A 24,506-nucleotide genomic window follows, 5' to 3' on the forward strand; every position below is an offset into this window, starting at 1 on the left:
AGTTTTGGGTTATTGTATCGTTTGGAATTCATCTGAACAAGATTTTTATTGAACGGTTAGCTTAAGTATGAGACAATTTCTGATTCTTTTTTTATTCGTGATTTGTCGTTTACCTGCAACATCACAAATTGGTATGCTTGACTGGCGTGTTCATTTCTCAATTAGCAGTGCTATTGGTGTTGCACATGATCAAAATGGGGTTTACCTTGCATCGGCTAATGGGCTTGTGCATTATCGTACGGATGATAATTCAATTGAACTGATAACATTTGCCAACGGCTTGAGTGATTTGGGTATTTCATGTCTTGAAGGAAATGGTGAAACAATTTTAATTGGCTATGCTAACGGTAATTTGGATGTCATTCAAGGGAATACCATACGCAATGTTCCTTGGATAAAAATGGCAGATTTGTCGGGGAATAAAACTGTCTATTCAGCTTCGTTTGCAGATGATTTAATTTATATCAGTACCGGCATTGGTTTGGTTTTGTATGATATAAACAAAAATGAAATTCGTGATACGTATTACCCGTTTTCTAACCCGTGCATTTACGCTAGCACAATTCATCATGATACCTTGTATTGCGCAACGGCAGAAGGAATTTATTACGCTCAAGTAAACGCACCATTCTTAAATAATCAAGACAATTGGACAAAAAAAACTGATTTACCTGCTGCAGTTATCAATGGCCCGTTCACTGAAATAAATTCATTTGATGACCATCTTGTTTTTGTCTACAAATCTTCATCTTTTGATCAAGACACACTCTATGATTATTCGGCAGGTAACCTATCTCATTATGGCACTACAGGCATCACGGTTTCAGATGTAAAAGCGGAAGGTGAAAATTTACTCTTAACCCTGTACAACTCAATTCAGGTTTTGGATACTAACATGAATCAAACTGAGTTAATCTATCAATACAACGCGGGAGTGCCTTTACCCATGTCGGTAATTCGATTTAATAATTTTTATTGGATTGCAGACCGCAGACATGGTTTGGTGAAACTGACAAATAACTGGTCAAATGAGGTCATTTATAATAATGGTCCATATCGTGATGGTTGTTACAGGTTAGATATTCAGTATGGCAAAGTATTAATTGCAGGCGGTGGACTCACGCATAATTTTGTCAATAATTATTTTAGAAATGGCGTCTATGTTTTTGAAGATGAAGCCTGGTTAAATCTCAATCATGAAACGCAGGACAGCATCTATTATGACAAAGACTGGGATTTTGTTTCTGTAGCCATTGATCCTTCAAATACTGATATCATGGCTTTTTGTGGCAATGCTGAAGGAGGCGTAAAATATATTACTGACGGACAAAATATCTCAGAGGTTTTTAATCAATACAATTCTACGCTTGAAGCAAGTGGTGATAAAATTGCCGTTGGTGATATAAAATTTGATGATGACGGAAATTTGTGGATGATATGTACCGGAATTGAACCTTTGAAAGTGCGTATGAAAAACGGTGAGTGGCATTCGTTCTCGTTGGGCTCGGCTGCAAAAGATAAATATCCGTACAGATTATTTATTGATAGTGATGGAAATAAATGGGTTGCAGTAACAAATGCCGGACTCATCGCATTCAATGAGAATGGTACTTTTTCTGATCACAGTGATGATGATCTCAGAGTTTTCTCCACATCTGAAGGTTATGGAAATTTGCCATCGCTCATGGTGAAATCTATTGCGCAGGATTTGGATGGTGAAATATGGATTGGAACTGAAGAAGGAATGTCTGTCTTGTACAATACAGCAAATATTTATGATGGTGGATATGGGGATTATGATTTTAATCCAATACTCATTGAAGTAGATGGTGAGGTAGAGAAATTATTGGGTGAATCATTCATTTCTGCCATTGCAGTGGATGGAGGAAATCGGAAATGGATTGCAACTAATTCCGCAGGTGTATTCTGCCTTTCACCGGATGGCTTAGAAGAAATTTATGTTTTTAATACAGATAATTCTCCACTGGTTTCTAATAATGTGCTGGATATTCGTATTGATCATTTGAGCGGAGAAGTTTTTTTTGCAACAGATAAAGGATTGGTCTCTTTCAGATCAGATGCCAGTCTTTTTGATGAAGAGTATAGTGACGTAACCGTTTTTCCTAATCCGGTGCGACCTGATTTTTCAGGCCCTATTACTGTACAGGGTTTAGGGTATGAAGCAGATGTAAAAATTACAGATGTTGCAGGTAATCTTATCTATCAAACAACTTCAAATGGAGGCACAGTAATTTGGGATGGTAAGACATTAAATGGTGAGCGCGTTCAAACCGGCGTATATTTAGTGTGGACTGCCTCACGAGATGGCAAGGGAAAAAATGTTGCAAAAATCCTATTCATCAACTGATGAAATCAGGGAGTGTTGAGGGCATTGTTATTTCGAAAGTCAACTATTCAGACACCGGGTTGATCATTCGTCTTTTAACTCAGCATGAAGGGGTGATGAGTTTTATTTTTCCCGGCGGAAGATCAAGAAAAAAAAACGGAAATCTCATTCAGCCCTTGTCAATTTTAGAAGTCACTTACCAAACCAAGCCCACCCATGATTTGTCTTCTATTCGTGAATTGCATGCTGCGGTTGTTTGGCGTGATATCCCTTTTAATCCGTACAAATCAGGCATTTTATTTTTCATGAATGAAGTGCTGGCGCAAACCGTGCGTGAGAATGAAGACAATGAAGGTTTGTATCTTTTTGTAAAAAATGCGCTGCAAATTTTAGATTTACAAGATGATACCCGACACTTTCCTTCTCTCTTTTTATTAGGATTGTTGCAGTATCTCGGCTTCTATCCAAAATTGTGTGAGCAGCCCAAATATCTTGATTTGAGAGAAGGTTGTTTTGTACAGAGTACACCCGCTCATCCTTATTTTGCTTCTGAAGAAATTAGTCATGGAATTTTACACCTGATGAATGCTAAATTGGATGGAACCAACTCGCCTGAAATATCACTTGCCATGAGAAGAAAAATCATGTATGAATTGCTGAATTATTATCGCGCGCATTTTGACCAATTTTCTGAATTACAAAGCTTACCGGTTTTGGAAGCAACTTTTCACGAGTGAATTTCTGAATTTTTTGTAGTTTCGGGCCATGCCCAAAAATAGTTCCGACTCCAATAAATCAGTCTACAAAAAAGCCAAAGAGTTTGTACTGAAGAATTATTTCATTGTATTCATTATTTCAGCATTAATATTATGGCCTCTGGTGCCTCATCCGTTTTTGGCTTTGGTTGGTGGTTTTTTTATTTTTCTGGTCACCGGACAAATTATATTTAACGGTAAGCGCGAACGCCGAGATGAAGCAGGTTTTGTGAACACGAGTCACGTATTTGATGAACATTTAGCCGTGTTTGGTGCGTGGATTATTAAAGCGGATGGCGACATTAATGAAAAGCAAATAAACTATTTTGAAACCCGGGTACGCAAAGAATATTTCAGAAGAGATGGTGACAGAATCATTGCGCGTATGAAATTTGAATTGCATAATCCGCACATGCGTGCAAGACATTTTTATGAAGGGATTAATGATACCTATACCGTTCATGATAAACTAGTTTTACTGCAGATATTAGTAAGCCTTTCAGTAGTTGATGGATATTTAGCTATAGCTGAACAGAATATTTTGCAAGAGATTTGTGCAAATATTGAAATTCCACAGCGCACGCTAGATTCAATTCTAAACATGTACCGTTTCAGATCAGAGTATCATGAACAGCGTCGACAGCAGCAGAAATCAGATAGCGTTTCTGCGGTTGACAAATTGAAGCAAGCATTAAAAATACTTGAACTTGAAGCGGGTGCAACCGTTGAAGAAATTAAAAAAGCCTACAAACGTCTTGCAAAAATTCATCATCCTGATAAGGTAAGTCACCTAGGTGAAAATGCCCAAAAAATTGCCGCCGAAAAATTTAAAACCATCGTGGTGGCATACGATTTTATTTGCGAAAAAAAGGGAATAGTTTGATTCGTAATCGATTTCAAATTCAACCATTTTATTCGTTATGAACGTAATTCATCATATAGCCGAATGCAATTCGTCCCCAATGTTTACATACAATATTTCCGATAGGGCGAATGCAATTCGCCCCCCAACATTATTTTTCACGATGTGCCTAAATCCGAAAACAATACGTACGATCATGTTTTCAAATAACATTTCCGTTAGGGCGAATGCAATTCGCCCCTACCTAACCCCTAACCCCTAACCCCTAACCCCTAACCCCTAACCCTAACCCCTAACCCCTAACCCCTAACACCTTAAAAAAATCCCTATCTTTACCCTCCAATTCAGTATCACTATTTACTATGGGAAGAGCATTTGAATTCCGCAAAGGAAGAAAACTGAAACGCTGGGGCGCCATGTCAAAAGCGTTTACAAAAATCGGAAAAGAATTGTCGCAAGCTGTAAAAGAAGGAGGCCCAAATCCTGAATCTAATTCGCGTCTGCGGGTAATTATTCAAAATGCAAAAGCAGCCAATATGCCAAAGGACAATATTGAGCGCGCTATTGCAAAAGCAACATCAAAAGACACCTCGGCATACAAAGAGATGGTTTATGAGGGGTATGGTCCGCATGGAATTGCTGTTCTCATAGAAACGCTTACTGATAATCCAACAAGAACAGTTGCCAATGTCCGCGCAGCGTTTACTAAATTCAACGGAACGCTTGGAACCAGCGGATCATTAGATTTCGCATTTGAACGTAAGTGCATGTTCCGTATCAGCGCTGAGGGAATTAATGTAGAAGATTTTGAGCTGGAATTAATTGATTTCGGTGGAGAAGAGGTGGATAAAGATGACGAAGAAAATGAAATCATCATTTATGGTCCGTTTGAAAGTTTTGGCGCAATCCAGAAATTTTTAGACGAGAGAAAAATAGAAATTAAATCTGCGGGTCTTGAACGCATTCCTACTGATACCAAAAAACTGACAGAAGAACAGGAAGCAGACGTGCAAAAACTCATTGATCGTCTTGAAGAAGACGATGACGTCAACAACGTGTTTCACACCATGGGCAATTAAATTAAGCAATAAAATAAAAAGCCCCGAAGATCTTTCTTCGGGGCTTTTTTGTATTTGTAAAACCAGTATTTCCAAGTATGATTATTTCATTCCAAATAGTTGGAGCAGCCAAAAAACGGTAGCACCTATCAAACCACTTACGGGAATGGTAAGAATCCATGCCCAAAGCAAACTGATGGTTACACCCCAACGAACTGCAGAAATTCTTTTTGTCATACCAACACCAATAATTGATCCGGTGATGGTGTGTGTAGTACTGACAGGAATACCCATTTTTTCAGTGAGGAACAAAGTTGCTGCACCCGCTGTTTCAGCGCTTACGCCTTCAAGAGGTGTCACTTTAGTAATTTTTGACCCCATCGTTTTAATAATTTTCCAGCCACCAAACATGGTTCCAAGTCCAATGGCAACGTAACAAGCAGTTGGTATCCAATAAGGAAGTTTGGTGATTGCTAGTTTTCCGCTATCATTTACCTCTTGGGTAATAAATGCCCAATCAGGAATTGGTTGTCCGGCGGCAGTGAGTTGCGCCATGTAAACCAACATAGCAGCCGCAATAATACCCATTACTTTTTGTGCATCGTTTCCACCGTGACCAATGCTAAAAAGTGCAGATGAAACAAGTTGAAGTCGCTTAAACCACCGGTCTGCTTTTGATGGGTTGGCCTTTCGACAAATATTGACAATGATAATCGTTATGATACTTGCCACAAGCATACCAACTAAAGGTGCGGCAAAAATAAAGGCAAACGTGATCAGAATTTTTTCTTGATTAACTACACCAAAACCTGCGTTTGCAACAGCTGCACCGGCAAATCCACCAAGCAGCGTATGTGATGATGATGACGGAATTCCAAACCACCAGGTTAATAAATTCCAACTGATGGCAGCAACTAATCCGGCAAATACAACAGCAAAAGTTACAGATGATGGATCAACAATTTTGGCAACTGTATCTGCCACTTTCAATTCAAAAATCCAGAAAGCAAGTACGTTGAAAAAGGCAGCCCAAAGAACAGCTTGAAAGGGGGTCAACACTTTGGTTGAAACTACGGTTGCAATAGAATTGGCCGCATCATGAAATCCATTGATGAGGTCAAAAACCAGGGCAAGAAAAATAATGGTTAGTAATATTCCCATGGCGGTTAATTTTTTTCGTTAAACATGGATTAAAAATTAACGCTTAGGCGTTTTTAATGATAATAGATTGAATTACATTGGTTGCATCTTCACATTTGTCTGTCGCTGTTTCAAGTGCCTGAAGTACTTCTTTAATTTTAATTACTTCAATGGCATTTTTTTCATTCTCAAACAAATCTGCAATGGCCATGTCAAAAATATCGTCAGCATGATTTTCAATGCTGTTTACTTTTACACAAGCTTCACGAATCGCCGCTACGTTGCGCATGTTACGTAATTCATACACCGCTACTTTTAAATCTGCAACAGCATTTTGAATTAACTCCGCAAGTTTTTTCATTGCAGGCGTAGGTTCTTCAACTTTGTAGAGTTCCATTCTTTTGGTTGCTCCGTGTACAAAATCAGCAATATCATCTAAGGCAGTTGTCAATGAGTGAATATCTTCACGATCAAACGGGGTAATGAAATTTGAGCTAAGTTCATTAAACATTTCATGGGTGATGTTGTCACCAACGTGCTCAAGTCTTTCAATTTCACGAATGAGCTCTTTCTTTTTGTCTTTACTGCTGGTGTTTACCATCTCTACCAGAGCTGCTGATATATCTACCAGGTTTGAAGTAGCCTTTTCAAACAGGCTGAAGAATACTTTGTTTTTTGGCTGGAAATAGTGGAAAATGTTAAGTCCCATGACAGTGTTTTTTTTAATTATTAACTAAGACACTGCAAATATAGACAGCCAATATGAGGTATACGGAAGTTAAGATTAATATAATGTTAACATAACGTTAAGCAGCACAAATGAGATATCTGCTAACATAGATTTAACAAGACTTTCAGGAGATTAATTTCCCTTTGAAAGCAATTCACTGATATGAAGTCCTTTTGAAAATTCTGACAGCGCACGTTGCACATCCAGGTCATCTTCTAAATACACTGCGTAATAACCGTTATCATTCCAAAGGTGTCTTGCTATTTCTGCTTTGATTCTGTTTTTAATTACCGTTTTTGAAACAAGCACATCGTTTTGATTGTACGTAACACCAAGTTTGGTTGCATAATTAATGAACTCATTAAACATGTTTTCAGTGACAAAAAATGATTTATCAAATTTTTCAAACGTGGTAAAAGTAGATCTGAATTTGTCAAGATATTTTATAGCAAAATGGTTAAAGATACTTTCATAATATAATTCAGTAAGATAATAAGATGCGCCTGCGGTATCATTTGGAATAAACACATCAGGATAGATGCCTCCACCGCCATATACAGTTCGTCCGGCAGGTGTTGTGTATTTTAAACTTTCATCATGTTTAATGCTGTCTTCATGCATAAGCTCACCACTTTCAAAGCGGTTAAAATAATCTGATTCATAATCAACACCATCGCCATACGGTTTTTGAATGCTTCTGCCAGTTGGAGTATAATAGCGTGATATAGTAAGACGCAAGGCGCTGCCATCCGTAAATTCTTCTTGTGTTTGAACAAGTCCTTTACCAAATGAGCGACGACCCATAACTAAACCGCGATCATTATCTTGAATTGCGCCAGCAACAATTTCACTTGCCGATGCTGATAAGGAATTGATCAACACAATTAATTCAACATCTTCAAGTATTCCTCGTTTAGTTGCATTGTAATTTTCTCTCGGACTTTTTCTACCCTCTGTATAAACAATTAGTTTTCCATCTTCCAAAAATTCATCTGCAATGTCTGTTGCTGCGCTCATTGATCCACCTCCGTTATTGCGTAAATCAAAAATGAGTTTCTTCATTCCTTTTGATTTTAATTCCTGCGCTGCCAGATTAAACTCTTCTCCTGAATTGTAGGTGAAACTATTTAATTTAATAAAGCCTACTTCTTGGTTCAACATAATGGCCGCATCAATACTGCTGATTGGAATAGTGCCACGCGTAATAGTAAGATTCTCTGTTTTACCCTTGCGATAAATTTTCACTTTTACTTTTGATCCTTCTTTGCCTTTGAGTAAACTCATAACACGTTCATTGGTCAAACCAATATTGGTTATCACGGTATCATCTACTGCCAGCAATCTGTCACCTGGTTTCATGCCTGATTGTTCTGATGGTGAACCGGCTAAAACATGCGTTGCAACCAAGGTGTCATCATGAATTAAAAACCGAATTCCTATTCCTCCAAAATTTCCTTCTAATTGTTCATTCACGGCTTCTAAATCTTGTGGCGGAATATATGCGCTGTGCGGATCCAGTTTTTCTATCATGCCTTGAATTGAACTTTCAATCAGCATATCATGATCTACTGAATCAACATATTTATCTTCAATCAACTCAAGAATGGTATTGAATTTAGAAGAAGTTTCCTGCACGGGATCTGAAAATCCACCGGCAGGAATAAATAATGTGCCCAGCCATATTCCAAGTGCAAGAGATATGGCAACCAGCAGTGGAATTAATACCAATGCATTGTTTTTTTTTGGTTGTTGCTCAGTGTAATTCATGTTGTCCAATTTTATGTTTGGCACGGATAGTTTTTATTCAATAGACTTAACGTGATGAACCGAAATTCCGTATTCTGATAAAAATTCTATGCCTGAAGTATCTTTATATTCATTGTGATACACAACCCGTTTTATTCCGGATTGAATAATTAATTTGCTACATTCTTTGCACGGTGAAAGCGTGATATACAGTGTAGCACCGTCAGCGCTTTGGGTGGTTTTAGCTACCTTCAGAATAGCATTGGCTTCAGCATGCAGTACATACCAATGCGTTTCGCCTTGATCATCTTCACATGAATTAGTATAACCTGAAGGTGTTCCATTATACCCGTCAGAAATAATCATATTATTATGTACAATTAATGCGCCAACTTGTTTGCGTTTGCAATGAGATAATTTTGCCCATTCCAATGCCATTTTCAGATAGGCTCTGTCGTATTTTTCTTGTTTTGAATCCACGTTGTTTTAACTATAATACAAAGTTGGTGAAAAGTAATTGGATTGAGTGTGAAAATTAGTTAATCCAGATCAGGTAAGGCAAACGCGCCTGAATACTTGTTTTACCATTTAAAGTGCGCAGGTACGAATAGATATCCAACAACTGAATTTCAAGTGCAGATTTTGTAGTGAGGTTAATGCTTTGTTCACCTTCAATGTTCGTGAGCAAATTGAATAATTCATTGTCTTCTTTTTCAGGGAAAATTCTAATGCGGATATCTTCTCTTGCAATACCTGCAGTATCAGCAGCAAAATAAATAGCATCCATCAAACCGCCAAACTCATCAATCAAACCAAGTTTTTTTGCATCAACCCCTGCCCATACTCGGCCTTGTCCAAGACTGTCTACATCTGCTGTTGTCATCCCTCTGCCATCAGCAACTTTGGTAATAAAATCAAGATAAATATCATCAACTCCGGCTTGAATTATTTCTAATTCTTGTTCAGTCAATAGGCGATTAGTTGAAAGCACGGCATGATCATTTGTAGTGACATGATCAAAGGTTATTCCCAATTTGTTTTTAAATAAATCTCCGGTGTATGGTATGATTCCAAAAACTCCAATTGATCCGGTGATGGTATTTTGTTGCGCAAAAATTTTATCAGCGCCGCATGAGATATAATAGCCACCTGATGCAGCAACGTCACCCATTGAAACAATGACCGGTTTCAGCGCTTTTGTCAATATCACTTCTCGCCAAATTACATCACTTGCCAGCGCACTGCCACCCGGTGAATTTACCCTCAGCACCACAGCCTGAATCGTGCTGTCTTCACGCGCTACCCTTATTTGTTCAGCCAATGAGTTACCGCCAATTTGACCCGGTATGCCATCTCCATCTACAATATCACCTTCAGCAAATATCAAGGCAATATTTTTCTTTTCGAGTTTGGTGAGGGTTCGCTCAGCATTGGTTTTTTTAAGGCAATAGGTTTCAAAATTTACCAAGGCCAATTCATCATCAGGTTTTGTTCCGGATTTTCTGGTTAAAATATCCAATACCTGATCATAATATACAATGGCATCCGCAAGATGATAATCCACCGCATCACCTGATTTTCGAACGTATACACTGTCAGCTATTTCATTGAGTTTTTCTACAGAGACTCCGCGAGATTCACTGATAGCAGTAGTCATAGTGTTCCACAATGAATTTAAATACGTTTGTGTTTGCAAGCGACTTTCAGGACTCATCTGTTCATACATCAACGGCTCTACCGCACTTTTGAACCGGTTATTTGAGCCGCGAATGATTTGCATTTTCACTTCTAATTTTTCAAGAGCTCCTTTTAAAAATGCAATTTCTGCACCAAGACCTAAAAATTCAAGCATTCCACTTGGAAACACGTAAACAGAATCTGCCACGGATGAAAGGTAATATGATTTTTTATCATAGTTTTCAGCATACGCAATCACAAATTTTCCACTTGATTTAAAATCTGCGAGTCCATCTCTGATCTCTTTCGTAGTAGCCATGCCGGCCTGCAAGTTGTCACAATTCAGAAAAATGCCTTTGATATTTTTATCGTCTTTGGCAATTTTTAAACCTTCTAAAATTTCATACAAACCAAATTGTTTGTTCAATGAAATTGTTCCCGGATCAAAGCTTGCATAGGTATAGTCACCAAGTTCACCATCTAGTTTCATGTGCAAAACTGAGTTTTCGCTTACCACTAGTTTTTTAGGTTCAGTGAGGCTACCAATAACAGCACCTAGAATTAAAAAAAAGATCAGTGTTACAAGTAAGCCGGCAACAATGCTTGAAAGCAGTCCGGCCCAAAAAGTTTTCCAAAATGTCATACTTCACCAAATTTTACTCAAAGGTACTAATTCAGCGCTTGATAGTGAAAGAATTGTGCTGAGTGGGGGAAAAGTTCTTTGGATGATTTTGAAATGATACATCGCATTCTTCGTTTTCGTACATTTGATACCATGCCAAAAAAACGCAAGATCATTGTCTCTGTCACAAATGATTTGTACACCGATAACCGAGTGCGCAAGGTATGTGAATTTCTGGTGAAACATAATTTTGAGGTAACCTTGGTTGGGCGCAAATTGAAAGATAGCCTGGCCATGCCTGCAAATCTTCAATACAAAACCAAACGGTTCAAGTTGTGTTTTACAAAAGGTGCGTTGTTTTATGCAAACTATAATTTGCGTTTGTTTTTTTATTTGCTCTTCCATTCTGCAGATGCCTTGTTAGCAAATGATTTGGATACACTGTTGGCAAATCATTGGGCCAGAAAATTCAAACGAAATTGCCAATTGATTTATGATTCACATGAGTATTTTATTGGTGTACCCGAATTAGAACATAAACCTCGAGTAAAAAATATTTGGCGACGTATTGAAAAAAAATATCTGCCCAAAGTGAACGCCATGTATACGGTGAATGAATCTATAGCAGATTTGTATCGTCAGGAATATGGAATTCCTATTCAAGTAGTAAGAAATATTGCGGATAAGCCAGCTGCAATTGAAACTAGAACGCGCGCTGAAATAGGTTTGCCAAATGATAAGCGCATCATTATTTTTCAGGGAGCAGGGATCAATATGCATCGCGGAGCTGAAGAATTAATTTCAGCTATGAAACAGGTGAAAAATGCGGTGTTGATTTTTGTTGGTGGGGGTGATGTGATTGAGCAATTGAAAAATCAATCTGCAAAAGAGAATCTTACTGATAGCGTTTTATTTTTTGGAAAACAACCATATTCACGCTTATTGAATTTTACACGCCTGGCTGACTTAGGCGTATCTTTAGACAAAGACACGAATATCAATTATCGTTTTTCATTACCCAATAAATTATTTGATTATATCCATTGTCAAATTCCGGTTTTGGTTTCTGATTTGCCTGAAATTAAAAAGATTGTACAAACCTATGATATTGGGTTAATCACGCAAAGTCATCAACCTGAATTATTGGCTGCACAAATCAACGCGCTGTTTGAAGATGAAGAATTATACAACAGGTTAAAAGCTAACACAAAGCGGGCATCAGAAGAACTCACCTGGGAAAACGAATGCAAGGTGCTTGAAAAAATATATCTTTGATTCATTGGAAAAAAAACTGCATATCATCGCCTTTGACGTTCCCTGGCCTCCAAACTATGGCGGAATTGTTGATGTATTCTATAAACTGAAATCCCTGCATGATGCCGGAGTAAAAATAATTTATCATTGCTTTTATTACAGTGGACACAATAAACCAACTGATGAATTGAATCAGTATTGTGAGAAACTGTATTATTACCATCGTCCAAAAAACATTTTCAAATTATTGTTCAGCGTAAAACCTTATGTGGTTTCAAGCAGATCTTCAAAAAAACTATTGGATAATTTATGCCGTGATGATGCTCCTATTTTATTTGATGGATTGCAAACTTGTGCTTTTTTGAATCATCCCGCTTTACAGAACAGAAAAAAATATGTGAGAGCAAATAATATTGAGCACACCTATTATCGAGAGTTGGCTGAGGTGGAGAGAAATTTTTGAAACGCAAATATTTAGATCGTGAAGCAGACAGGCTGGCTTTTTTTGAACCGGAACTAAAGCACGCAACCAAAATATTTGCTGTAGCCAGAATGGATGTTGAGCATTTTGCTCAGTACGCAGAGACTGTTCATGTGCCTCCGTTTTTCAATACTGATCATGCCCGACGTGATGTAAATAAAAGTGGTATTGATGGAAGATTCATTTTATTTCAGGGAAACTTGCGCGTGCGTGAAAATGAATTGGCGGCAAAATTCATCATTAATCAAGTGGCACCGTTGATTAGGCATAAAGTGGTTATTGCAGGTAAGTCGCCATCAAGTTGGTTGAAGAATGAAGCATCAGTTCAAGAAAATGTGAGGATGATTGATACACCCACGTCAATTCAAATGGATTCACTTATTCAACATGCACATATTCATTTGCTCATCACGTTTCAGCAAACCGGCATCAAGTTGAAATTATTGCATGCACTTGACTCCGGAAAACACATCATCATTAATTCAAAAATGGATGACGCCGGAATATTTGCAACACTTTGCGCGGTTGAAGATAAGGCAGAAGACATGGCAAAGAGAATTGAAAAAATGATGAAAATTGAATTTACTCCTGAAATGTTTGCAGAGCGTAAAGAGAAATTTTCACAGCTGTTCAACAATCAACTGAATGCAAAAAAAATAGTGGAAGAAATGTTTACTCAAACTTCACCTGCTCAAATGGATTGAATACATTCATTGGATTGAGCTCAACAACCGTTTTATTTTCAACTTTCATGGTGCGTGATGGGAATTGTTCCATGATAGACATATCATGCGTAGCCATCAAAACCGAAGTGCCTTCTTTGGCAATGGCCATCAGTACAGCCATCACTTCACGTGAAGTTTCTGGATCAAGATTACCCGTTGGTTCATCAGCAATGATAAACTTTGGATTATTCACCAACGCACGTGCAATGGCAACCCGTTGTTGTTCTCCGCCTGAAAGTTGATGCGGCATTTTATCACCTTGATGATCAAGCCCGACAAGACGCAAAACATCCTGAGCTTGTTTGGTAATTTCTGCTTTATTTTTCCAGCCGGTTGAGCGCATGACAAAAAATAAATTTTCATTTACCGTACGATCAGAAAGTAACTGAAAATCCTGAAAAACAATTCCTAATTTACGCCGTAAAAAAGGAACATCTTTGCGTTGTAATCCATTGAGCTTATGTCCTGCCACTTCTCCTTCACCACCACTTAGCATAAGCTCACCGTAGAGCGCTTTCAACAAGGTACTTTTGCCTGCGCCGGTTTTTCCAATGAGATATACAAACTCACCTTTTTTAAGATAAATATTTACCTCAGTTAATACCGTAACGCCTCCCTGTTGCAGCTCGCCGTTTTTTATCCAGAAAATATTTTCAGGTGATTCCATAATCGTTTGTAAAAGTAACGAATTAGAAACATGACCACAAGGCAGAATGTGTTCATTTGTATTAAGTTTTTAACCTCGTGAGGTGGATTGCCGGAAGAATTTTTATAGTCACTAAAGCTTCATGCGCTGCTTACACCTGAGAATTCTCAAGAAATGTAGTAAATTTGCACCCTATTTTTTGGCTGCGTAGTTCAATGGATAGAATAGAAGTTTCCTAAACTTTTGATACAGGTTCGATTCCTGTCGCGGCTACAAAAATCAGAGTGAGTGTGAGTGTGAGAGCGCTGCACTCACTTTGTTGTTTTTAGACAGAGCGTTACGGATCGCTCCAGTACTCCGCACTCACTCTGTAAAAGGCCGCCTAGTTCAATAGTTAGAATGAAAGTTTCTGGCACTTTAGATCCAGGTTCCATGTCTGTCTGGCGATAGGCAGACAGGGACTCCTGTCGTGGCAACTAAAAATCATCGTGTGAGTGACAACACTATGATTTTTTCTTTGCGTTCACTCCGAATTCTTTCTTTTGCCCTTACCTGTTGATTTAATCTTTTTATTTTCCGGATTTATCAATATCTGTTTTGCATTGGACGAGCTAACTACTTTCTTACCGGTTTTTGATTCTAATTCTTTCAGCGCAACTTTAGCAACATTGCCCCCTTGTTTGGCAACTTTTTTACTTTGCTGAAAATTTTTAGGATTAGTTGCTGCTGAAATATCTTTCGTAGATGCTTCGGCAAGCATGTTCAAAATCAATTCTGTGTTGGTCATGTTGTCGCGCAGGTTTTCCTTTTTTAAACCTTTCAGTACTTTATACTCCTTGGTTGTTTTACCTGCCCAGGCTTTTGTGATAATATCGGTGAGCGTGGCAAATTGCATCCCTTCTTTTAGCCCACGTTTTTTCCATTCATCGGTTAGTTCTTTTCGAATCTCAATACTTTTTAACCGCTGATTGATCCAGCTTTCAGAATAACCCAAACGCATGTATTGCTCCAGTGCTCTGTCAATACTGAGTTCAGGATCTTGCATTTCATCCAAACGTTCTGCTGCTACCTGAGCTAACCATAATTTAAACGGCTCTGCCTTAGGTGATGGTATAGATTGAATTAAACGGAAAAGTTGTTCTGTATCCGCAACATCTGTTAAATAAAATTTGCCATCTGTTGATTGCATTTTCAGTTGACTACAATTTGTAGCCAACTGACTTCCTTCAGCCTTCAGTCTGGTTTTAAGAACGCTCCAATACTTTCTCGGGTTTGGGCTTTCGGTGAGAATAGCAATAACATCTACAATAGAAAAATACCATTGTTCATTTTCCAAATCCCAAAGTGTGCGCACTTTTTTATCTTCAAATATTTTTATTGCTTCTTGCTTTGTCATAGATTTTTTTTCGATTTGGGTGTTCAAAATTACTGAATTGTGCCAATTGTATTTATCATGTAAACTAATCGTGAGACGGTATTATTCACTTTCATGCGGCGCTACAATTTTTTCATGGGCTATTTTGTCTCCGGTTGAACTAGGAATCAGCCATCCCAAAAGGCACAAGCTCCCATTTAAATTTTTTATAAATCGTATCTTCACGACCTCTAACCTGACCAATAAAGTCAATATATCCATGTAGTTTATTGATGAAACGAAATTGTAATTCGTGATTATTTTTAGTTGATTTTCTGAAATGATTTCCGGTGGCGTTTTCAAGTCCATTCAGTTTCAGATCATGTATCATGGCACGAATTTTTCGTATGAATTTTCTATCCACATTCACCTTTTCATTCACCACCAAACCGGTGACCAATTGTTTTTGATTTTGAGTGCGGATGCGCCATTTTTTTGCGTTGATTTCGAATTGATTTCTGCAAATAATTTCTTTCAACTCAATTTTCATTTCTTCCGTGATTCGTTCATTAGTAGAGAAGGTTAAATCATCAGCGTAACGCGAATAATTCAATTTATTTTTCAGTGAAAATTCATGTAGGTTCTGATCTAATTCAAGACAGATAAAGTTGGAAAGAATAGGTGAGGTGGGCGCCCCGGTTGGTAATCTCTTTTGCCAGGTGCAAAGTAAGGCAAGGGCTGCCGCAATATCTTCATTAAATTTAAAAAGTGGCGACTTAAACAAAGTGAAAATTCTTGCCGCAGAAACTGACTCAAAAAAATCTTTCAAATCAAGATTGAGCACTACTTGTTGCCCAATGTGTTTTGATGCATTGGTTGCAATACCTGACGTGAACGCAGCATGCCTCGTTTTCTTTACAAATCCAAAGGAGTTTTCATAACCAACGAGAAGATAATAGGCTTGAAGTGCAGCATTTATTTTTTTCTGCATGCGCTTGAGTACCGGTTCAGGAATTTGAATTTTACGCTGCCCGCCTTTTTTTTTATTGAGTGCGTATTCAGTGTAGTTTGGTTCATTCAGAATCTTTTCTAAATATGATTTGGGAATCTGATCAAAAAAGCAAATCATGTCATGACTGTTTTCAATCATGAGTAATCGGGCACTTTCAAATTCATTTTTTGACAAGTGGTTTAATACAGCAGGTCGCATTGAATAACGCAGGCGATAATTAAGTTTCATCCAGCGTTTGTACCGGCGTGCAGTGCTTATGAGTTCATCTGATGTAAGCATAAAAAAAGAGCCGTTGCTGATTATCTGAATTTCATCTGCTTTGAGTAGCGGAACGCAGTGAGCAACGCAGAAGCAGGTGAACGCAGTGACCACAGGTTCCGATTCTCAACGGGTTGCAGGTACACAACCGCGGATCGTTAATTCGATTCATAATGCCGCGCAACGGCTCAAGTTAAAGTTTTAAATAAATAATTTCTCCCCTTGAGGTGAGATCAAGTGGGGTGACAGCATGAGATAAAAATTTATATTTTACCTGAACAACCACCTACTATCACTCTTATCTGCGCTGTCGCTTCGGCAGATAAAAATCCCATCAAAAAGGTGCGCCATCTTTCAACTCATCCAATCTGCCTGAATTAAATTTAAATGCCGGCCAGGTTTGATCTACTCCATTTCTCAATCTGCCTGTTTCTTTTTCAAATCCTAATTTAATTGTGTTCAGCGGACCGGTTCTGTTTTTTGCTAAAATTAATTCCAGGATACCATCAGTTGGCATACCGGTTTCATCTTCAAACAAACCATAATATTCAGGGCGATATACAAAAAACACTTTATCCGCTTCCTGTTCTATGGCACCGCTTTCACGCAAGTCTGACAAGTACGGTCGTTTATCACCACCTCGTGTTTCAGCTGAGCGACTTAGTTGACTGGACACAAGAAAACACAAACCCAATTCACGCGCCATATTTTTTATCTCTCGCGTGATCATTGAAATTTCCAAATCACGATTATTCTTGAACCGATGCGTTTTCATCAATTGCAAATAATCCATCACAATCACCCGCACGCCTTTTTCTTTCACCGCTTTTTCACACATCAGCCTAATGAGACTGAGCGAATGATTTCCGGTATCATGAATATATAGTGGTAATTTTTTCCACTCATCCATCACCTTGATCAATTCAACTTTTTCAGCATCATCCAATGCAATGCGTTCAATTTTTTGCACAGGCACTTCACTCAAACCTGAAATGAAACGGTTCATCAAAGCATCCGCTCCCAAATCAAACGAGAAATATAAAACCGGAACCTGTCTTGCCAAATTCAGACTCAAATTCACCAGTACCGATGTTTTCCCCATTCCCGGTCTTCCACCAAACACCACCATTTCACCGCCGTGCAATCCGCCGGTGAGTTCATCTAATTGAGCAAAACCCGTTTTCAAAAAACCCTCTTCAAGATTGGTATTCAAAAGCAAGTCCATTTTATCTTTTACCAATTCAGTAAAATCTTTTGGTTCCTTACCAAGTTCCTGCTTGAAATTGCGCTGCTCAAGCAAAAATCTCAACTCATGCAAAAGCTCATGTTCACTGATGCCTTGAAGCTCAACCAGTTTTTTTAATTCGTCGTGCAGTGGATTTGTCATAGCATAAATTTACGAGGACTAGAAATAAGATGAATGGGTGTTGAAAAATTTAGTTGGGTTTTGAACATTGGGGGGGGTTATTCACCTCGTTCCTTCTTGCGCTTCATGTACCAGTTGTAAGCATCAAGCCACTCGTCTGGAGTTTCGTATAAGATAATTTCTCTGATAAAAACTTGCAAGTCATCCTCCTCTGTCTTGATAAATCTTAGCGCAATATAGAACCCATCTTCCAAATTCTCAGAACTCTTTTTAAACATCAAATTTTCTGTGTCCTTTGTAGAATCAGGTTTCAAGTCTAATGCGCAGTTTTTATTCGTTAGTTGGTAAACAACTTTTTGCAGTTCTTGCACAGAGATTGGCACTTGGTCCATGTTGTCAGGGGTGAAGATTTTCATAAGCATAAGGTTTATATGTTGAACACTTTTTTATGAGAATGCGGGGGAGGGAGGAAAGTAACATGGGGGGGGAGATTTTGTTGGGTCTTGGGAGAGAAAGTTAATTTGACAGTTCAATCGCTTTCCAGCCCCATTCGTTTTTCTTTTCCTGACTTGTCCCCACCAAATTTAGTGCGGAGCTAACTCCCTCATAATCAAACGAGGTGTTTTAAAAAAGGCTAAATTTACCGCACTAATGCTGATTTTTGAATGAAAATAAGGGTTGTAAAAACGGCCTCTATGGCAAGGGGCTGTTCAAGTAGTTCGTTACGAGAATAACAAGAGGAAAGTAATACAACACATGGGTTCTGCACATACAGCGGATGAATTTGTTGAGTTAATGAAAATGGCAGAGGAGTGGATAAAATTCCACGATGCAAACTTCAATTTTTCCGGATGAAAATCCCAACAAATTGTTGCATCTTAATCACAGCACTTTTGTTGGCATCAAATACCATTTTTTTCAAACAAATTAGAGCGATACAGACACTCTTAAACTAAATGATTTTCCCTCGTTGTTAAATGATTTGGTTACCATTAGAATATTTGAACCGGCATCCAAACTTCGTTCCTTAGAGTTGATCAAACTGTTCTTTGGTATCAGCCATAGTCGCAAGACATATTACAAGATTGCCCCAGAGTGCATCAACTTGAAGAAAAAGTAGAAAAAAAGTTGTTGACTTCGCTAGAAGGTATTACTCATTCAACTATGACATTCTGTTTTATGATGTAACCACACTTTATTTTGAGACATTTAAAGAAGATGAGTTGCGAATGAATGGCTTTTCAAAAGACAACAAATCTCAACAGCCTCAGATACTCATTGCGCTGATGGTGAGTAAAGAGGGTTTTCCCGTGTCGTATGAAGTGTTTTCGGGTAATACTTTTGAAGGTCACACAATCATCCCGGTTATTAATGATTTTATTAAAAGAAATGGTGTACAAAACTTCACCGTTGTAGCAGATGCTGCAATGATCAGTTCAGAAAATGTACAACAATTAATCCAGAACAACATCAACTACATCGTGGGGCAAGACTCGCAAACGTCTCCGCAACTATGCTCGACACCATTGACAAAAATATCAACAGAGAAAACGGAAAAAAGCATACGCATTAAAACCGATAATGGATATTTGATTTGCAGTTATTCAGATGTCAGATACCGTAAGGATAAGCATGAAATGGAAAACAAATAGACAAAGCAAAACAAGTTATTGCAAAACCGTCAAAAACTAAAAAATTAAAATTCACCCAAACAAAAAATCAGCAAATTGAACTCAATGAAATTCTAATTGAGAAAACTCGCAAACTTCTAGGGATAAAAAGGATATTATACGAACATTGAAGAATCAACGGCTGACGACAAAACAATAATAGAGCGCTACCATGAACTTTATAAAATTGAACAAGCCTTCAGAATATCAAAAAACGACCTACAAACAAGACCAATTTTTCATTTTAAGGAAGATCCCATCAAACTTCATATGCTCATTTGTTTTATTGCATTAGTGATATCAAAACACATAGAACTAAAAACAGGTATCTCAATAAGAAAATTTATAGACGAGTCAAAAAAAATCGTTGATGGAGAAATATTGAATCTGATCACGCAAAAAACTGTAACTATAAAGGCAAACCCATCTCAGAAAATGACGGAGCTTATTGCAAAATTAAATCTACCGCACTAAAAGGGACAAGTCAGGAGAGAAAGTTAATTTGACAGTTCAATCGCTTTCCAGCCCCATTCGTTTTTCTTTTTATTGAAGGATAAAATTGCCCTGCCTTTTACAGGTTGACCATCTTGGAAATTTTTGCTCTGTATTAAATTGGGCTCAACATATATTTCCTCAATGAAACCGAAATTCTGCGGTGAAACTACTTTCAATGTTCCTTCAAAATATTTTATTGCATCAGATGTTAAATCGGATTCAGATTTTTTGGCCGTCATTATTTTGAAAAAACCATCCTGACTTTCACCATTAAAACGAACCTGCAAAATATCCCCAACTTGTGGTTTAGTTAAATGACCAGTGTAGTTGAAAAATCCATATTTTTGCATGTCTTTCACGAAAGTCAACATATTTTTATTCTCATTTACAAACTCAACTGCAATTATTTCTTCCGGTATGTCCTGAAACAATATTTCCTCCGCTTGCTTGCTGTGTCTTGAATACAAATCTTGGTTGTCCTTTTTAGCTGTGGCAGATTTATACCATTCCTGTTCTGTCCATTGCACTAATTGGTTTGGTAACTTCCATTCGTGTTTTTCTCTTGTTGCGATAATTTTTTGGATTTCTGTTTTTGCTTCATTATACATTCTCTTTTCAATGAGCATTTCAGAAAAAGTCTGTCTCAACTTAACTAAAAAGTCTTCGGGAGTTTTTAGGCTCAAGGCTTTGCAATAGCAAGCAAACTGAATTTCTTTGTCCTCTGAAAATATTTCTGCCATCAGTTCCCACACCCAAAAGTCATTTCTTTTTTGCTTTGCAAAAGGTAAAAATGCAGACAGAATATTTTCATCATTTCCTAATGCTAAAAGGAGTTTTGCTTTGAAATATGGCGGATATTGATAGTCTGGATGCTTCTCAATCAAAGAATCCAGTTTTGGCAAGAATGATTGGATATTCTCCTTGTCAATGACTCTTTGCTGTCCAAAAGGATCTAAAGGTTCTCCTTCCAAAAGCTTCTTGGAATAAGCAATGTATGCTTGTTCAGCAATAGACATCATCTTTTTACCATTATATTCTTCTTTTAAAAAGTCTTCGGGACGGAGGTTGTCAAGGTTCCACCAGTCGGCAAATTCAACATATCTATTGGAATCTTTCATTCCTTTATGCATTGCATTAAAAAGGACACTATACCATTTGGAATTTCTCTTTATGGGCAATTCTTTAATAGCATCAAACAAAAGATGTATTTTGGTAAAATCTTGAGTAGTTTCATAAGAAATAACCCTTGCTGCTTTTGAGATAACAATCGATATGTTATCAAAAAACATTTCTTCAGAAGTCGGTAAATCCAATTCTTTTACCTCGTTAATTTTATTAATAAATTCGTATAAATTTGACGCAAGTTCATCGAGTTGAGCATATAACACCCAGCTCAAATTTCGCTTACCCCAAATATTTGATAAATCAGCCTCCAATTCTGCTTTTGCCAATGCATAAGCATCATCTAACTTTCCGGCCTGACGAAGTTCTTTTATTTCTTTAGCTGGCATTAGACTCTAATTTTGATATGATTAATTTTAGCTTTTCATCTTCCTCTGACCCAATTTTTTTTGGTATTGCAGAAGTGAATTGGTTTTTACTATTGAAGTAGAACTGTATATATGAACATACTGAGTCTGTGATGAAGTAGTAGGTCACATCATAGTTTCCTGTTTTTATAACATTCGTGAGGGTACTTTTACTTTCATTACAAGCTTGTAAAACATAAGAATGTAATTCTTTAAGAAAGGACTCCACAGGATTCCAGTCAATCAAGTATTGTCTTTCATAAGAGGCGTTAAAAATTGTCTCTAATTCTGTTTCATCAAGTAAATTAAGTTTGCTCGTTGCTTTGAAGGCTTGGGTAAAGTATCCTGCACCATTGTGCTGCCCATCCAGCTGCAAAATCTCGTTTTTATCATTACTTATAAAATATCTTTCTAAATATCCATTTGAAGGTGAAAAAACATTTTCTATTTTAAAATTTGTGTTCTCCAATTTTTCATAGATTTCCCAATACTTTAAACTCTTGCATTTGTGTGCATTGCTATTATGAAAAGGAGAATCTTTGACACCAAGAAAAGAAATTGCATTTTTTGGGAAATTACCAATCTGTCCTATAAGCTGAAAGTTTAGACGGCTAAGCACTCCGAAGTTTGGTGCATTCAAACAAATTACTGATTCTCTAGCTCTAGTAGTAGCCGTGTAGCACCATTTTAAGGGTTCTGTTTTTAAACTTACTCTACCGCTATAATCAACAAAAACTTTTTCCCATTCACCACCTTGTGATTTATGACACGTAATGCTGTAGCCATATTTAATTTTAAGAGCATTAAAAAATGGGTCAGACTTTAGAGTGTTTTTAAACTCCTCACTTCCTATTTTATAACTATGTAGCCCTCTTTCTTTTCGTTCTTTTTGCTTCTCATTAAAGCGGATTAAAAAATTGATGTACACGGCTTTCATTTCATCTATACTCAAGTCCCTATTCACAGAGTTCAGTAAGTCGTAATGTATTAAGCATGAAATATCTTCTGAAAAATGTGGAAGACGAATTTTAATCCACTTGAACCTTAATGAAATAATTATTCTTTCCTTCTTTCCATTTTTATCTATCATTACTGGAGCTGATTGACTTATTGTGTCTGGATTAACTTCCACAACTTGTGCTAAATCTCCATTGAATAATTCAGTGCCATAGGTATGGTAGTTATTATTGTTGATAAGAATAATATCACCAACCACTAGATCCTTTTGATTGGGAAATAGCTTTTCCCTAAGAGCTATATTGTTATGAAAACATTGACCATTCGAATACGCAATAATTACCCCATCGCCAACTTTTGGAGTGGGAAAGGAATCTGCGAAATGTTCATAAAAATCATTGGGATTGGATTGAACAAAACTTTCTGCATCGTAATCAAACTTTAATTCATTTCGATTTTCAGAAAAAATTAAATTTCTAATTTTTTCTGCATTTTTTAGAATCAAGTTATCGTTTTGTCGAACCACCTCCGTCAATTCGGCTGTTTTAGTACATAAATTATGGTCGCTGATAAAATAATCAGGGTCAAGGGCAAGTGATTTGTTGTCGCCTACTGGTGGTAACTGTGCAGGGTCACCAACAAATATGAGCTTGTTATTGCTAGTTGAAATTTTAGCATATGTAAGAAGGTCATTGAGCAAAAAACCTGTGCCGAATGTAAATAATTCATGCTTAGATTCTTTACTTGAAACCATAGACGCTTCGTCAATGATGAGAATGTTTTGATCTTCACTAATTTGATTGATAGGAAAAACATAATGGTAAGATTGTTCTTCCACAAGTTCATTTTCAGCTTCAATGGTATCCAAGCTTGCAAAATTGTAAATGCCACGGTGAATCGTGGTGGCTTCTTTATTTGTTTTTTCTCTGATGACTTTTGCAGCTCTGCCAGTGGGAGCCATCAATTGATATTTCTTTTCTAAAGATTTTAGATATTCAACAAAACCCTTTAATAAGGTTGTTTTACCACTACCCGCATATCCCTGTAGGATAAACACTCGCTCATCACTCTCTAAAAAAGCATGAAGCTTTTCCAACGCATTGCGTTGGTCGTTGGTGAGATTGATATGCTGGAAATGGTCAAAAATTTTCATGGTTGTTATTCTTTCATGCAAAGGTTGGATTTATCTGTGCGGTGTATCTGCATTTTATTTTAGTGAGTTTATAAATTCAAATACAGCTGTAAAATATTCCTGTAGATTCTTATTGAATTTTTGAAAATCATTATCAAAAAGATATTCCAGAGATTCTTCTTTGAATCGTTTACTCGGATGAATTGCTACCTTGTTTCTATAAGTAGTGAGTCGATTAATCTTATCAAAAAGCTGTTGATTTTTCTTACCATTCAACTTATAATATATAGCTGAAATCTTTTCTATCGTGGATAGAGTGGTGCCAATAGCTGGATTTTGATTAATTCCATTGTTGCTAATTTTTGGGACCCGTGAATTGTCAATGTCAAAGTTATACTGAATAGTGTTATTTCTAAAAGCACCACTTTCAATAATAAAATACTCATTAATCATTTCAATAGTGCGGTACAAAAGCAAAACAGACATTGTAAAACGTTCAGCTAAATTTTCATTTTCAAGCGTGCTGAATGAATTTTTTAAAAAGTCTTTAACTTGTATCTTTAGATTTACGTTCCAAAGTTTATCATGAAAAACATCAGTAATATTATTTCTTTCAGGCAGGTTATATGCATCCCAGTTTTTAATTGATAAGTCTAATGAACTGTATATCGTTTTTAGAACTTTAGCTCT

At 37.2% G+C, this 24,506-nt stretch carries 21 protein-coding genes and 1 tRNA gene; 9 read left to right on the forward strand and 13 right to left on the reverse strand.

Annotated features, from left to right (window positions below):
* The first annotated feature begins 67 nt into the window (after positions 1-67).
* From IPH66_17880 to IPH66_17895, 4 genes are all read left to right on the forward strand, one after another.
* Complete coding sequence (locus IPH66_17880; GenBank protein ID MBK7131207.1) at positions 68-2,368, forward strand: hypothetical protein; 2,301 nt, start codon at positions 68-70, stop codon at positions 2,366-2,368.
* Positions 2,368-3,084, forward strand: a complete 717-nt coding sequence (recO, locus tag IPH66_17885) for a DNA repair protein RecO (protein MBK7131208.1) — start codon at positions 2,368-2,370, stop codon at positions 3,082-3,084. Before IPH66_17880 ends, recO begins: the two co-directional genes overlap by 1 nt.
* Positions 3,085-3,112: 28 nt before the next feature.
* On the forward strand, positions 3,113-3,985 hold the full coding sequence (locus IPH66_17890) for a DnaJ domain-containing protein (protein MBK7131209.1): 873 nt from the start codon (positions 3,113-3,115) through the stop codon (positions 3,983-3,985).
* A gap of 341 nt (positions 3,986-4,326) precedes the next feature.
* A complete protein-coding gene (locus IPH66_17895) occupies positions 4,327-5,043 on the forward strand; it encodes a YebC/PmpR family DNA-binding transcriptional regulator (protein MBK7131210.1) in 717 nt (238 codons plus the stop codon).
* Positions 5,044-5,124: 81 nt separating this feature from the next.
* Here the strand turns inward: IPH66_17895 and IPH66_17900 are convergent, their stop codons facing one another.
* The 5 genes from IPH66_17900 to sppA all read right to left on the reverse strand — a co-directional run bounded on the left by IPH66_17900 (position 5,125) and on the right by sppA (position 10,958).
* Positions 5,125-6,183, reverse strand: a complete 1,059-nt coding sequence (locus IPH66_17900) for an inorganic phosphate transporter (protein MBK7131211.1) — start codon at positions 6,181-6,183, stop codon at positions 5,125-5,127.
* A 43-nt stretch (positions 6,184-6,226) separates the two neighbouring features.
* The gene (locus IPH66_17905) at positions 6,227-6,871 is read right to left on the reverse strand and encodes a DUF47 domain-containing protein (GenBank protein ID MBK7131212.1); all 645 of its coding nucleotides are present in this window, start codon (positions 6,869-6,871) and stop codon (positions 6,227-6,229) included.
* Positions 6,872-7,024: 153 nt separating this feature from the next.
* Complete coding sequence (locus IPH66_17910; GenBank protein ID MBK7131213.1) at positions 7,025-8,659, reverse strand: S41 family peptidase; 1,635 nt, start codon at positions 8,657-8,659, stop codon at positions 7,025-7,027.
* A 33-nt stretch (positions 8,660-8,692) separates the two neighbouring features.
* Positions 8,693-9,118 carry a dCMP deaminase family protein gene (locus IPH66_17915; GenBank protein ID MBK7131214.1) on the reverse strand — a complete coding sequence of 142 codons (426 nt, stop codon included), beginning with the start codon at positions 9,116-9,118 and terminating at the stop codon, positions 8,693-8,695.
* 55 nt (positions 9,119-9,173) lie between these two features.
* Complete coding sequence (gene sppA / locus IPH66_17920) at positions 9,174-10,958, reverse strand: signal peptide peptidase SppA (GenBank protein MBK7131215.1); 1,785 nt, start codon at positions 10,956-10,958, stop codon at positions 9,174-9,176.
* 132 nt (positions 10,959-11,090) lie between these two features.
* Here sppA and IPH66_17925 point away from each other — a divergent pair, with 132 nt between their 5' ends.
* The 3 genes from IPH66_17925 to IPH66_17935 are packed head-to-tail and all read left to right on the forward strand — an operon-like array spanning position 11,091 to position 13,376.
* Positions 11,091-12,212, forward strand: a complete 1,122-nt coding sequence (locus IPH66_17925; GenBank protein ID MBK7131216.1) for a glycosyltransferase — start codon at positions 11,091-11,093, stop codon at positions 12,210-12,212.
* 4 nt (positions 12,213-12,216) lie between these two features.
* Positions 12,217-12,654: a hypothetical protein gene (locus tag IPH66_17930; GenBank protein ID MBK7131217.1), complete on the forward strand. Its 438-nt coding sequence runs from the start codon at positions 12,217-12,219 to the stop codon at positions 12,652-12,654.
* A complete protein-coding gene (locus IPH66_17935; GenBank protein ID MBK7131218.1) occupies positions 12,651-13,376 on the forward strand; it encodes a hypothetical protein in 726 nt (241 codons plus the stop codon). The genes IPH66_17930 and IPH66_17935 overlap by 4 nt, the downstream gene beginning before the upstream one ends.
* Here the strand turns inward: IPH66_17935 and IPH66_17940 are convergent.
* A complete protein-coding gene (locus IPH66_17940; protein ID MBK7131219.1) occupies positions 13,345-14,064 on the reverse strand; it encodes an ATP-binding cassette domain-containing protein in 720 nt (239 codons plus the stop codon). The two genes, IPH66_17935 and IPH66_17940, sit on opposite strands and share 32 nt — an antisense overlap.
* A gap of 180 nt (positions 14,065-14,244) precedes the next feature.
* Here IPH66_17940 and IPH66_17945 point away from each other — a divergent pair.
* Positions 14,245-14,316, forward strand: a tRNA-Arg gene (locus tag IPH66_17945).
* A 250-nt stretch (positions 14,317-14,566) separates the two neighbouring features.
* On the opposite strand, the gene IPH66_17950 is transcribed toward IPH66_17945, so the two are convergent.
* The 4 genes from IPH66_17950 to IPH66_17965 all read right to left on the reverse strand — a co-directional run bounded on the left by IPH66_17950 (position 14,567) and on the right by IPH66_17965 (position 18,449).
* Positions 14,567-15,439 carry a Bro-N domain-containing protein gene (locus IPH66_17950; GenBank protein ID MBK7131220.1) on the reverse strand — a complete coding sequence of 291 codons (873 nt, stop codon included), beginning with the start codon at positions 15,437-15,439 and terminating at the stop codon, positions 14,567-14,569.
* A gap of 139 nt (positions 15,440-15,578) precedes the next feature.
* Positions 15,579-16,781 carry an RNA-directed DNA polymerase gene (locus IPH66_17955; protein ID MBK7131221.1) on the reverse strand — a complete coding sequence of 401 codons (1,203 nt, stop codon included), beginning with the start codon at positions 16,779-16,781 and terminating at the stop codon, positions 15,579-15,581.
* A gap of 220 nt (positions 16,782-17,001) precedes the next feature.
* Entirely contained in the window at positions 17,002-18,054 is a 1,053-nt protein-coding gene (locus IPH66_17960) for a DnaB-like helicase C-terminal domain-containing protein (protein MBK7131222.1), read from the reverse strand.
* Positions 18,055-18,131: 77 nt separating this feature from the next.
* Positions 18,132-18,449, reverse strand: coding sequence for a hypothetical protein (locus IPH66_17965; GenBank protein ID MBK7131223.1), 318 nt, complete (start codon positions 18,447-18,449; stop codon positions 18,132-18,134).
* A 753-nt stretch (positions 18,450-19,202) separates the two neighbouring features.
* Between IPH66_17965 and IPH66_17970 the strand changes: the two genes are divergently transcribed.
* Positions 19,203-19,685: an IS1634 family transposase gene (locus IPH66_17970; protein MBK7131224.1), complete on the forward strand. Its 483-nt coding sequence runs from the start codon at positions 19,203-19,205 to the stop codon at positions 19,683-19,685.
* 515 nt (positions 19,686-20,200) lie between these two features.
* On the opposite strand, the gene IPH66_17975 is transcribed toward IPH66_17970, so the two are convergent.
* The 3 genes from IPH66_17975 to IPH66_17985 all read right to left on the reverse strand — a co-directional run.
* Entirely contained in the window at positions 20,201-21,709 is a 1,509-nt protein-coding gene (locus IPH66_17975) for a hypothetical protein (GenBank protein MBK7131225.1), read from the reverse strand.
* Positions 21,699-23,837, reverse strand: coding sequence for an AAA family ATPase (locus tag IPH66_17980; protein MBK7131226.1), 2,139 nt, complete (start codon positions 23,835-23,837; stop codon positions 21,699-21,701). The genes IPH66_17975 and IPH66_17980 overlap by 11 nt, the downstream gene beginning before the upstream one ends.
* A 54-nt stretch (positions 23,838-23,891) precedes the next feature.
* Positions 23,892-24,506, reverse strand: a 615-nt coding sequence (locus IPH66_17985; protein ID MBK7131227.1) for a hypothetical protein, incomplete at its 5' end; no start/stop codon positions are given.

It is taken from the genome of Crocinitomicaceae bacterium (assembly GCA_016708105.1).
Taxonomy (GTDB): domain Bacteria; phylum Bacteroidota; class Bacteroidia; order Flavobacteriales_D; family Crocinitomicaceae; genus JADJGJ01.